Consider the following 12,436-nt stretch of genomic DNA (forward strand, 5'->3'; position numbering starts at 1 on the left):
ATTTTATAAATTTGCTCGTATGAAGAAAGTATATTTAGATAACGCCTCTACCACTGCAATTCGTCCAGAAGTGATTCAAGAAATCACTCGATTAATGACTGAAGATTATGGAAATCCTTCCTCAACGCACAGCTTTGGCCGAAATGCCAAAAGTGTTTTGGAACTTTCTCGAAAATCTATTGCGAAACAACTGAATGTAGTAGGTTCTGAAATCTTTTTTACCTCTTCAGGAACTGAGGCTAACAATTGGATTTTGCGTTCAGCAGTCAGAGATTTAGGGGTTCAACGCATCATTACTACTAAAGTAGAACACCATGCGGTTTTGTATCCTGCTTTGGCTTTGCAAAAAGAATTTGACATTCAGGTAGATTTTGTGAACATAAAATCGGATGGAAGTATTGATGTTACACATTTAGTTGAATTGCTTTCACAAGAAGTGAAAACCTTGGTGAGTTTAATGCATGTGAATAATGAAGTAGGAGTAGTGCTGGATTTAGAACGAATAGCGATTATTTGCAAAGAACACAATGCTCTTTTTCATTCGGACACAGTACAATCTGTAGGAAAAACTGAAATTGATTTAAAGGCATTGCCTATTGATTTTATTTCTGCTAGTGCGCATAAGTTTCATGGTCCAAAAGGAATTGGGTTTGCTTTTATTCGTAAAAATTCAGGATTACAACCCTTGCTTTTGGGGGGAGAACAAGAAAAAGGAATGCGAGGCGGAACAGAATCAATCTATCAAGTAGCCGGAATGGCAAAAGCCTTGGAAATGGCATATGCTAATCTTGATAAAGAAAGAGTTTATATCGCTGATTTAAAACAATACTGTATTTCTCAATTGACTAAAGAATTTCCTAATTCAAAAGTAATTGGTACCGAAAATGGCTTTTATAATATTATAAACGTAATCCTACCTTTATCAGATGACAAAGCAGGAATGCTATTGTTTCATTTAGATATCAAAGGGATAGCTGTTTCTCGCGGTAGTGCTTGTCAATCAGGCAGTAGTAATCCGTCACATGTTTTGGCTGAAATTCTTTCTGCTGAAGAATTAACTAAACCGAGTTTACGTATTTCTTTTAGTCACTACAATACTAAAGAAGATATCGATTATCTTATTGAAGTATTAAAAACGGCTTAGTTCTGCTTTCAGGTTAGAATAACTATTTGCTAAATTATATTCAGAGTATTTTTCCATAATCAATCGCGCTTTGAAAAAGCACAACGTAGATTCAGCACCCTGGTTAATGTTCACATGGGTATCTTCTAAACCATCATAAGAGGCGCCATTTTCAGGATTATACATAATTTGTTTCAGATGATTATTGCCTAAAAACCATACGAAAGCCAATTGGAGTTGATCTTTGTATTTTTTATTTTTGGTAATTTCATAAAATAAATCCAAAGCTATAATTGTAGTAGCTACTTCTATGGGCTGTTCACCATAAAAAAATCGTTCATTTTCTTTTTTGAACCATCCTCGGTTAGAAATTACTTTCAATTGTCCTTTCATGAAATAGTGGGACAATAAGAAGTCGAAAGTGATTATGGCAATTTTTTTGTATTTCAGTTCTCCAGTAACTAAGTAACTGTACATCATAGCTTCAGGAAGCACATTGTTAGCATAGGTCATATAATCTTCGTACCAACACCAATTTTCTTCTGAATGGATGTCGTAATGACGTAGCAATTCATCAGCTAATCTTTCGATAGCCATTTTGACATCTTCATTTTTATACGTCAAATAATAATGATAAAGTCCTTTTATAGCATAAGCGATGGCTCTAGGCGATCTGATAGTATCAATTTTTTGGATGGCTTTGTCCCAACATTGTACCGCACGCGAAATCATATCTAAGGGTAAAGTATCACGATGTGAAATCACTGTTCCTAAACTCCAGAGCGCTCTGCCATTAGCATCTTCAAGATTTACTTCTTCATTTTGAGGAGTTAATTGACCGTTAAAATCTTTGTAGTTGTTAAACCAGCCGTCTTTTTCTTGAATTCCTTCGATAAAACTCAAATAGGTATTGGCTAATTTCAAACAATTTTCATCGGGATATACTTTGTTGTAAAGCACCATATTAATTAATGCCCTTGCATTGTCATCAAGAGTATATCCTGACTCAGGATCAGGTTGACTAAATTTTGAAAATTGTAGAATACCTTGGTCTGTAGTTAAATTTTTAATGTGATCGAATTTTATTGGAGGAAAATTAAATTTTAAGTCATCTTCTCGATTAGTCAATTGGTCAAAAAGCAGTCGGTATTGAATAGCAATGTTTTTCCAAGAGGTCGAACTTGAAGTAGCAAACGCATTTTTACCCATTCCTACTCGGGTTTCTGTATTTTCTATCAAACGGAATATGGCTTCTTGAAATTCGTCTGATTGATCGAAACCATTTAATAGAATTCCGTTTTCGTTGTGTAGTGATTCTTTGGCATGTGGAATAGGGGTTGAAATGACAGCGCAGCCACAGCTCATGGCATAAGCAAATGTACCACTCACCGCCTGATTTGGGTCTTTAGAAGAGAATAAATAAATGTCAGATAACGTTAAGTAATCGAGAAGTTCTTTTAATTCTAAGTACTCATTTACAAAAATTACGTTATTCTCAAGATTTTGTCTTTTGACAATGTCAATAAGGAAATCACGGTATTTTTCGCCCTCTCTTCTAAGAATTTCGGGATGTGTTTTTCCAATCACTAAATAAACTACCTCGGGATACGAACTTACAATTTCAGGCAGTGCATATAACACGGTCTCGATTCCTTTATTTTCGCTAATCAAACCAAAGGTTGACATTACAATTTTATCAGAAAAATTGAAGTCGGTTTTAAGTTTTTCTTTTTGTTCCCAAAGGACGGTATGATTTCCGTGCGGAATGACTAAAATTTTAGAGGGAGTTACTTCATAATCGGAAGTTAGTATATTTTGAGAGTTTTTGGTCAAAACCACAATTCTGTCCGATAGGTCGGCAATGGCATGAACCACTTTTTGTCTTTTTTGGTCAGGGTTGGGTAAAACGGTATGAAACACCGTAACAATAGGTTTATTCAACGCAAGAATGAATGATAAAATATAATCTCCAAATTCGCCACCAAATAACCCAAATTCGTGTTGAATACAAACTAAGCCAATATCATTTCGTTCGTTTATTTTTTCGGCTACAAGTCTATAATCGTCAATATTTGAGGTGGACAAAGTATATTTTACTTCATCGCTATATTCAAATTGCTGTCCTTCGTTTTCTAGCGCACAAACTTCAATGGGTAGGGTATCACCAAAAACATTAGCAACAGCATTTACAATATCATTTGAAAAAGTGGCTAATCCACATTCACGAGAGGGATAGGAGCTTACTAATAACATTTTTATTCCAGTATCAAATTTCATAATCAGCGGGTATTTAGGATTGTTTTCTTAATTCAGTCAATAGTTCATTGATGTCGCACTTTGCCACTGCAACATGCCTGTCGGCAACGCCATAATAGATGTATAAATCAGTTCCAAACAAAGCATGTCCAGTAGGAAAAACAACATTATTGACTACGCCTTCTATTTCCCACGGTTTAGATGGAGAAAAGAGAGGGTAGGGAAGTCTTGCCAATTCAATTTCGGGTTTATCCAATTGAAGTAAAGCGGCTTTGGCGTGGTAAATTTTTCCAGTTGTGGTTTCTTGAACCCCATGATAAATAAGTAGCCATCCGTACTCTGTTTCAATTGGAGGTCCACCCGCACCTATATAATCTACTTCAAAATAGTCTTTTGGATCTATCACAATATGATGAATTAGATTTTTGAGATAGTCCTCCCAAAATGCTTCGGTAAGTTCGCTCCAATTCTCAAATTGTACAATTTGAATTCCTGGCCAAATGCGATGAAGTAATACAAACTTTCCGTTGACTTTTCTTGGAAACAACACAATATCTTTATCTCTAAGTAATCGATTTTCATCATCGACGAGTCCTATTTGTGCAAAAAGATTATAATATTGATGGTATTTAGGATTCAATTTTTTACCACCGCAACAGTTGACATAATCTTCATATTCTTGATAGTTAACGTGAGGCGTGATGATGCCGTGTTTTTCAAAATGTACTAAATCTTTGGAAGTTGCCAATGCTCCCATAGCATTAACGCCATCATAAGCAGTATACGTGATGTAATAGGTGTCTTCAATTTTCACAATTCTAGGATCTTCAACACCATGTTTTTCATAATCGAATTCACGAAGAATAAGCGGTTGTTCATTTCGTTCGGTAATGCTAAGCGGACCCTCTGTTTTGGCATATCCAATGGTAGAAAAATTGCCGTGTTCTACCGCCCGGTATAAAATATGAAGGATACTGCCTTCTTGATAAATTCCCGCATTGAAAACACCGCTATTTTCAAAATTAAATTCGGTAGGACTTAATAGGATGCCTAATTTTTCTATTGTTACCATGATGTGATTAGTATTTTTTATCAGTTTCTGGAGATTCTTTTTGTTTTATTTTCAGCGCTTTTAATCGTTCTTTTTCTTGTTTTTTAAAATACCCTCTAAATAGAAAATTATGTTGTACGGCTTTTAAATCTTCATTTAAAAGAAAGCTAGCGGTATTTAAATTTGTCATTGTTGAATCTATTTTTCGGACTAATTTGGGGTTGTTAGACAGGTAATTAATAGCGCCTTTTCCATCTTTAATATTCAAAATAGTTTTGTCTAGATTTTGAGAAATGGCATTGATCTTAGCACTTGATTCCTCTATATTGAAGAGTATGTTTTTTATTTTACGCGCCGTCAAAGTATCTTTTAAAACCCCAATCAAACTGTTTTTTTGATCCAATTCATTTACAACTTGGTTTACTTTATGGATTAATTGCGCAGTCCCTTTGCTAGTAATTTTTAAATTAGACACAATTGCTTTTACCTCATTAGCCACTATTGAATCCTTAATTAATACGCCAATAGTTCCTTTTCCATCGTTAATTTGTTGGGTTGTTTTCAGCAAATTAGTAGATATTAATGCTACATTTTTATTCGTTATATCCAGTGTATTTAACATCTCGTCTGTACTAACTTTATTGATAGATTTTATTTCGTCTCCAGCCCTAACGGGAAGAGAACTACCTTTGCCAGGCAGGATATTAATTATTCGATTGCCAACTAATCCGTCAGAACCAATAATTGCAACCGCATTTTTATTGATGTAGCTAAATATACTTTTGTCAATAATCATATCTACTTTTATAATAGTGTCGCTAATCATTTCAATGGAACGAACAGTACCTACATTTACACCTGAGTAACGAACATTGTTACCTAATTGTAATCCGTTTACATTATTGAAAACAGAAATTAAATGATTTGTTTTTCCAAACATTTTTTGCTTGTCGCCAATGAAATAAACTGCCAATACAAAAAGTAATAGACCTATAATGACAAATAGTCCCAATTGTATTTTTTGTCCCGTTGTTTTTTCCATTTTTGTTTTTATTTAAAAAACGCTTGAATTTTACTGTCCTTGGACTCTGATAATTCATCAAAGGTTCCTTCTGCATAATTTATCCCATCAACTAATAAAATCATTCTGTTTGAAATCACTCTTGCACAATCCACATCATGTGTAATGATGATGGATGAGGTATTGTATTTTTCTTGAATGGACTTCATTAGTATTAAAATTTCTTTTGCCGTAATAGGATCTAATCCAGTTGTAGGCTCGTCATAAAGAATGATTTTTGGTTGAAGAATTAATGTTCTTGCTAGTGCAATTCGTCGTTTCATTCCTCCAGAAAGTTCTTCAGGCATTAAATCAAGGGTATGACCTAATCCTACATTGTTTAAGGCTTCCATTACTAATGGAGTGGTGTCTTTAATGAAACCAAATTTTTTAGTATGCCGCCTTAATGGGAATTCTAGATTTTCTCTAACGGTCATCGAATCATATAAAGCACTTCCTTGGAAAAGAAAACCCACTTCTGTTCTTAGTTCGTCCAGTTTTTCCTGATTCAATTGACCTACATCTTGTCCCATTATTTTAATAGAGCCACTATCGGGTTCTTCTAAACCAATTAAACATTTTATCATCACTGATTTTCCAGAACCTGATTTCCCCATAATAACTAAGTTTTCACCTTCACTTAAAATCATATTAAAACCATTCAACACACAATTAGAGCCGTAGCTTTTCTTTAAGTTTTTAATTTCAATTATGGGGTCGTGAGCTATCATGTTTTATAAATCATAAAAAATATCAGTAACAAAAACTGCAATAAAATCAATTATAAATAATAACATCGATGTAAATACGACTGCCGAATTAGCTGCAAGACCTACCCCAGCGGTTCCTTTTTTACAGTAATACCCTTTGAAACACCCCACTAATCCGATAGCAAATCCAAAAAAAAATGTTTTTATAGTTGCCGGAACTAAATCGCCAAACTCTAGCGAATCAAAAACCTGGTTGTAATACAGTAAAAATGAAACATGACCTTTTATATTTTCAACTAAATACGACCCATAAATCGCAATGGCATCACCAAAAATGACTAGAATAGGCAGCATAAATGTGGTGGCCAAAATTCGAGTAACAACTAAATATTTAAATGGATTGGTTCCCGAAACTTCCATTGCATCAATTTGTTCAGTTACTCGCATGGAACCTAGTTCAGCACCAATTCCCGACCCAATTCTTCCCGCACAAATTAAAGCCGTGATGATAGGGCCAATTTCTCTAATAATAGAAATACTTACCATGGAGGGCATCCAAGATACAGCACCAAATTCCTGCAGTGTCGGTCTAGATTGAAGAGTAAAAACTAATCCAATAATAAATCCTGTCACCGCAACAAGTAGCAAAGATCTATTCCCCATATAATAGCATTGCCTAATACATTCCTTTAGTTCAAAAGGACGTTTGATACTTTCTTTTAAAAAACGCCATCCGAAAAAAGAGAGTTCGCCAATCTCCACCAAAAAAACATTGATTAGCTCTATTATTTTAGAAATACTATTCATGATCAACGAATTAATTTTAGTAAGAAATGACTTCTCAAATATACAATTATTAATTATTGATTTTCAGTAAGTTAAGGTGTTTTGTGTCCGATTTTTCGGTCGTTTGTCGAAAAAACAGAAACTTCAGGAGTGGTTGAATCTTGTGTAAGGAAGATAGGTCACAATAATTTCGATACCTCTTGTGATGAAGTAAGCCAAGGCATTGGTTATTCTTGAATCAATAGTATTTTTGGTTTGAAATGAATCCTTGGTTATTTTTTGGCATTGTAAAAGAATAGCTTGAAGCTCATTGTTGAAGAGTTGTGCAAAATCAACAGATTGAATACCCACATTCATTTCGATACTAGCATAAGAACTCAAATTGTTGAGGTTAAACGACCCTATAGTAGACCAAGCCACGTCAACGATCATTGCTTTTCCGTGCAAGACGGATTGATCCCATTCAAACAATTCAATGTTGTGTCTCAATAATTTGGAATATAAATAACAGGAAGCTCTACGTGTCATGGGTAAATCAGAAACACCAGAAAGAATTAATTGAATTTGCACATTATTTTTGGAAGCTTTTAATAATGCTTTTGTCAATTTTCGACCAGGAAGAAAATAACTTCCTACAATGGTAATTGTTTTTTGAGCATTACTAATGGATTGAATATAGGCTTTTGAGATTTCATTTTTTCTATTGAGCCAGTCATTCTGCAAAATTTGAATAGTAACATTATCCTCAAGTTCAGTAATAGCGCGTATTTTTTTGCGTAAGCCACTTTTCTTTTTAAAATAATTTGCTTTACAATGAGATTGAATCTCTTTCGCAATTGGGCTGTTGATTTCAATTGCAAAATCCAGCCAGGCTTTTTTGTATGTACTTCCTGAATATCGATTGGTAATATTAATTCCTCCAATAAGCGCTACTTTCCCATCAGCCACGACCACTTTTTTATGCAATCTTCTTCCGATGTAAAAAGAACTTGCAGAGAATAAAGGAGAAAATAAACGGATATTTCCTCCCGCTTGTTGTAGTTGGGTAGTAATTTCATTTGGAAACGAAAGTGAGCCAAATCCATCCAATAATAAGTATATTTTTACGTTGCGCTGAAGGGCTTTTTTTAGAGCAAATAAGATGCGTTTGCCTGTTTCATCATTCTCAAAAATATAAGTTTGGATGTGGATTTCCGTTTCCGTTTCATTAATAATTCGTTCCAATCTAGAAAAATAATCCTCTCCACTATGTACAAGTTGGACAGATTGGAGAGGGGTAGTATTTCTTTTTGATTCAAGCATATCATTATTGGAATTCGCGGTTAGTGTATTAAAATTACACAATTTTATTGAGCTACAAAACCACCATCAACCACCATAGGATGTCCTGTTACAAACGATGCTTCATCGGAACACATCCAAACTACCACATTGGCGACTTCTTCGGGAGAGCCAAATCGCCCTACAGGTTCCATTTTAGCAAATTGTTTTTCGGCCTCTTTTTCTTTTTTGGTTACTCGTTCGATCATTGGAGTGTCAATAATTCCAGGACAAACAGCATTGACCCTAATGCCTTTTTGAGCATATTCTAATGCGGCTGTTTTTGTCAATCCAATCACGCCATGTTTAGAAGCAACGTATGCGGGAGAGCCATAAAACCCAACTAATCCAGCGACAGAAGCACAATTGATAATCACTCCTTTATGGTGTTTTAACATTTCAGGAATTTCGTATTTCATGCAAAGCCAAATCCCTTTTAAATTAATAGTCAAGGTGTTGTCCCAATTTTCTTCAGAACAATCGGCAGTAATAGCTACTCGACCTTCGATTCCCGCATTATTGAAAGCATAATCCAATCGCCCAAATGCGGCTATTGTTTTTTCTACCATTAATTTTACTTCCGTAGAATTAGATACATCGCACTGAATAAACAGCATTTTGTCGGCTATTTTTTTGATAGCAGAAAGCGCTTCTGAATTTTCGGTTTTATCTACAACAACTACTTTTGCTCCTCTTTTTGCAAAAGCAATAGCTGTTGCTTTACCAATTCCAGAAGTTCCTCCTGTAATAAGTGCTACTTTATTTTTGAATAGTGTTTCCATAGTATTAAATTGTTTTGTATTTGATTTTCTTTACTTTTTTTTCTGCTTCCAAAATATTTTCAATGCCTTTGATCAAAGCGTCTGGGGTAAATGATATGCTGTCAATACCTTCTGCAACCAAAAACTGAGCAAAATGGGGTAGGTCACTAGGAGCCTGACCGCATAAACCTACTTTTATTTCAAATCGTTTAGCTACCCGAATGGTTTCTTTAATTAACGATTGAATCGCTGGGTTTTCTTCGTCAAATAAATAACTCACTAGCGAAGAGTCACGATCTAAACCTAAAGTAAGTTGGGTTAAATCATTGGAGCCAATTGAAAATCCGTCAAAGAGTTTAGCAAATTCATCAGCCAATAAGACATTACTTGGAATTTCTATCATGACATATACTTGTAACCCATTAATTCCTTGGACTAATCCATTTTTAGACATCTCATTAAGTACATTTTCTCCTTCTTCGACGGTTCGGCAAAACGGAATCATTAATTTGACATTAGTGAGACCCATTTCATCACGAACTTTTTTCATGGCTTTGCTTTCTAAAGCAAAACCTTTTCTGTAAAAATTGCTGTAATATCTTGAAGCTCCACGAAATCCAATCATCGGATTTTCTTCATCTGGTTCGAAATACTTACCACCAATAAGGTTAGCATATTCATTACTTTTAAAATCACTCATTCGTACAATCACATCTTTCGGATAGAAGGCGCAGGCTACGGTAGCGACTGCTTCGGCTAGTTTTTCTATGAAATAATCTTTAGGGTCGACATATCCTTTGGTTAATTGAGCGATTTGATTAATGGTATCCTGATCGGTAATTTTTTCAGGTTCACATAGCGCCAGCGGATGTATTTTTATAGTGTTTGAAATAACAAATTCCATACGCATTAATCCCACGCCTTGATTCGGGTAGTAACTCCATTCAAAAGCCTTTTCTGGATCGGCCAAAATGAGCATTGGCGAGGTTTTAGGTAATTGTAGTTGGCTAAAATCATGCTCCGTAATTTTCCATTGGAGTAGCCCATTATAGATAACGCCTTCATTTCCTTCTGCACAGGATACCGTAATTTCTTGACCGTTTTTTATATTGGTTGTTGCATCACCGCATCCTACAACGGCTACGGTGCCTAATTCTCTTGCTACAATTGCGGCGTGACTTGTGCGTCCTCCTTTATTAGTTACAATTGCTGCCGCCTTTTTCATGATAGGATCCCAATCAGGATTGGTTACATCAGTTACAATAATTTCTCCCTCTTGTACTAAATGTCCTTCCTGGGCACTTTTCAAAATACGAGCTTTGCCTGAAGCAATTTGGTCACCCAGAGCAATTCCTTCAGATAAAACCGTTCCTTTTTCAAGTAGAGTGTACGTCTTTCTGATTCTTGGATTCGTTTTAGTATGGATTGTTTCGGGTCGTGCTTGTACAATATAGAGTTGATTATTCATGCCGTCTTTTGCCCACTCAATATCCATTGCTTTTTTGTAATGTTTTTCTATAGAGTAGCACCATTGTGCTAGCTGAATAACTTCAGCATCGCTTAACGAAAAACGTTCCTGATTTTTTATGTCGGTTTCGATATTAATAATTGTATTGGTAGCCGAGGTGTTTTTTTGTTCCTCATTATAAATCATGGTAAACTCTTTCTTTCCACAATGTTTTTTGATAATAGGATGCCATTTTTTATTTTCTAATGTGGGTTTGAATACCATCCATTCGTCTGGCGTAACAGTACCTTGAACAATATTTTCACCCAAACCCCAAATCCCATTGATGATAATAGTGTTTTCAAAACCAGAATCAGGATCAATAGTAAAAGCCACTCCCGAAGCCGATTTGTCACTTCGTACCATTTGTTGAACACCCACAGAAATTGCAATATCAAGTTGTTCAAACCCCATATCGAAACGGTATTTGATAGCTCGATCAGTAAATAAGGAAACAAAACAGTGATGAACAGCATCTAGTAATTGTCCTTCTCCAGAAACATGTAAAAAAGATTGCATTTGTCCAGCAAAACTAGCTGTAGGCAAGTCTTCTGATGTCGCGCTACTCCGAACAGCTACACTTGCTAGATCAATCTTACATTCCTTACTCAAAGATTGATAGGCATCATAAATTTCTAGTACAATTGCCTTCGGGATGACCGCGGAGAGAATTAATTTCCTTGCGGCAGTGCCTACATCCGATAGGTTAGAGTAGTCAGTTGTGTCTAATGAGTGGAGTAAATCCTCCAATGCTTTTTCTAACTGATTTTCTTTACGGAACAAACGATATCCTTCGGCAGTAACTGCAAACCCATTCGGAATTTGAATTCCAATAGGACTAAGTTGGTTGTACATCTCGCCAAGCGAGGCATTTTTTCCTCCAACTTCATTAATAGAATCCATTTGTATTTCATTAAAGAACAAAATGTACTTGTAATTCCCCATTTTTTTTATGATTTAAAAATTTAAAAACAACCATTAAAAACACACTATATATAGGATGCTTATTAATTGAAAATTTTCGGTTTGGGGAATTCAAACAAAGAGAGTAGGAGTCTCTAATTAAAACAATAATATAAATATAAGAAATAAATAATTGATTTTCAATACTATAAATGATAATTTTAAATTATTATGGCGTTACCTGTTTGCTTCGTAGCCTCGCAAGTACAGGTCGGGCTATCCGCTATAAGTCCTCGCTTAGTTGCGCTTTGCTCCACATCGCTGTGGGCTTTTCGCTACTATCCCTAATGCGGGTTTACCTTCAATAACAATAACAATAACAATAACAATTTCAAAATTCAAAGTTCAAAATTCAAAGTTCAAAATTCAAAGTTCAAAATTCAATAAGAATTTCAAATTTCCAAAATCTTATATTCCCTTATATTCCTTATATGGTAAAAAATTAATTTCAATAACAATTTCAAAGTTCAAAATTCAACATTCGTTGTTCAACATTCCAAGTTCAATAACATTTCAAAAACTTCTATGACTTATATGGTTTAAAAACCTGCGAATCTGCGGTGAATTCCGCCAAATAGTCTTTGCGTCTATCCAATTCAAAAAAAACTTTGTTATTTACAAAACTTTAAATCAGCGAGTTAAGAAAGAGGAAAAAAATAAAGTTTAAAAAAGCTTGTAAAAGTGGATTTAGGTTGTACTTTTGCACCCGCATTAGAGGCGACGTTCTTACTTAAATATTGAAAAGCGAGTTGAAATAAAATAGGAAGAAATTTTTATAAAAAGATTTGCTAGAGATAAAAAAGTAATTATCTTTGCCCTCCCTAAAAGGGGACAAGTTCTTAGAGATATTGAGTAAGTAGAAGTGGAGTAAAACGAGAAAAATATTTCTTAAAAAAACT

9 protein-coding genes are annotated in these 12,436 nt (G+C 34.8%); 1 reads left to right on the forward strand and 8 read right to left on the reverse strand.

From position 1 onward, the window contains the following. Window positions 1-19: 19 nt before the first annotated feature. Window positions 20-1,144, forward strand: coding sequence for a cysteine desulfurase family protein (locus RMR09_RS09935; protein ID WP_310595641.1), 1,125 nt, complete (start codon window positions 20-22; stop codon window positions 1,142-1,144). Here the strand turns inward: RMR09_RS09935 and RMR09_RS09940 are convergent. The 8 genes from RMR09_RS09940 to ppsA form a co-directional block, all read right to left on the reverse strand. Next, window positions 1,130-3,400 carry a glycosyltransferase gene (locus tag RMR09_RS09940; RefSeq protein ID WP_310595642.1) on the reverse strand — a complete coding sequence of 757 codons (2,271 nt, stop codon included), beginning with the start codon at window positions 3,398-3,400 and terminating at the stop codon, window positions 1,130-1,132. The two genes, RMR09_RS09935 and RMR09_RS09940, sit on opposite strands and share 15 nt — an antisense overlap. 13 nt (window positions 3,401-3,413) lie before the next feature. Next, on the reverse strand, window positions 3,414-4,451 hold the full coding sequence (locus RMR09_RS09945; RefSeq protein ID WP_310595643.1) for a pesticidal protein Cry7Aa: 1,038 nt from the start codon (window positions 4,449-4,451) through the stop codon (window positions 3,414-3,416). A 7-nt stretch (window positions 4,452-4,458) separates the two neighbouring features. Beyond that, window positions 4,459-5,472 (reverse strand): MlaD family protein, encoded by a 1,014-nt coding sequence (locus tag RMR09_RS09950; RefSeq protein ID WP_310595644.1) that lies wholly within the window; start codon window positions 5,470-5,472, stop codon window positions 4,459-4,461. A gap of 8 nt (window positions 5,473-5,480) precedes the next feature. Continuing rightward, complete coding sequence (locus RMR09_RS09955; RefSeq protein WP_310595645.1) at window positions 5,481-6,221, reverse strand: ATP-binding cassette domain-containing protein; 741 nt, start codon at window positions 6,219-6,221, stop codon at window positions 5,481-5,483. A gap of 3 nt (window positions 6,222-6,224) precedes the next feature. After that, window positions 6,225-7,007, reverse strand: a complete 783-nt coding sequence (locus RMR09_RS09960; protein ID WP_310595646.1) for an ABC transporter permease — start codon at window positions 7,005-7,007, stop codon at window positions 6,225-6,227. 123 nt (window positions 7,008-7,130) lie between these two features. Further along, the gene (locus tag RMR09_RS09965; protein ID WP_310595647.1) at window positions 7,131-8,288 is read right to left on the reverse strand and encodes a phospholipase D-like domain-containing protein; all 1,158 of its coding nucleotides are present in this window, start codon (window positions 8,286-8,288) and stop codon (window positions 7,131-7,133) included. Window positions 8,289-8,332: 44 nt separating this feature from the next. Next, window positions 8,333-9,088, reverse strand: a complete 756-nt coding sequence (locus RMR09_RS09970; RefSeq protein WP_310595648.1) for an SDR family oxidoreductase — start codon at window positions 9,086-9,088, stop codon at window positions 8,333-8,335. Window positions 9,089-9,092: 4 nt separating this feature from the next. Then, on the reverse strand, window positions 9,093-11,519 hold the full coding sequence (ppsA, locus tag RMR09_RS09975) for a phosphoenolpyruvate synthase (RefSeq protein ID WP_310595649.1): 2,427 nt from the start codon (window positions 11,517-11,519) through the stop codon (window positions 9,093-9,095). Window positions 11,520-12,436 lie beyond the last annotated feature (917 nt).

It is taken from the genome of Flavobacterium sp., assembly GCF_031537875.1.
Classification (GTDB): domain Bacteria; phylum Bacteroidota; class Bacteroidia; order Flavobacteriales; family Flavobacteriaceae; genus Flavobacterium.

Excerpts from the sequence above, each read along its gene's own strand:
- RMR09_RS09955 (WP_310595645.1), bottom strand. The coding sequence starts at position 6,221 with ATGATAGCTCACGACCCCATAATTGAAATTAAAAACTTAAAGAAAAGC.
- RMR09_RS09960 (WP_310595646.1), bottom strand. The coding sequence starts at position 7,007 with ATGAATAGTATTTCTAAAATAATAGAGCTAATCAATGTTTTTTTGGTG.
- RMR09_RS09965 (WP_310595647.1), bottom strand. The coding sequence starts at position 8,288 with ATGCTTGAATCAAAAAGAAATACTACCCCTCTCCAATCTGTCCAACTT.
- RMR09_RS09950 (WP_310595644.1), bottom strand. The coding sequence starts at position 5,472 with ATGGAAAAAACAACGGGACAAAAAATACAATTGGGACTATTTGTCATT.
- RMR09_RS09935 (WP_310595641.1), top strand. The coding sequence starts at position 20 with ATGAAGAAAGTATATTTAGATAACGCCTCTACCACTGCAATTCGTCCA.
- RMR09_RS09970 (WP_310595648.1), bottom strand. The coding sequence starts at position 9,088 with ATGGAAACACTATTCAAAAATAAAGTAGCACTTATTACAGGAGGAACT.
- RMR09_RS09945 (WP_310595643.1), bottom strand. The coding sequence starts at position 4,451 with ATGGTAACAATAGAAAAATTAGGCATCCTATTAAGTCCTACCGAATTT.
- RMR09_RS09940 (WP_310595642.1), bottom strand. The coding sequence starts at position 3,400 with ATGAAATTTGATACTGGAATAAAAATGTTATTAGTAAGCTCCTATCCC.
- ppsA (WP_310595649.1), bottom strand. The coding sequence starts at position 11,519 with ATGGGGAATTACAAGTACATTTTGTTCTTTAATGAAATACAAATGGAT.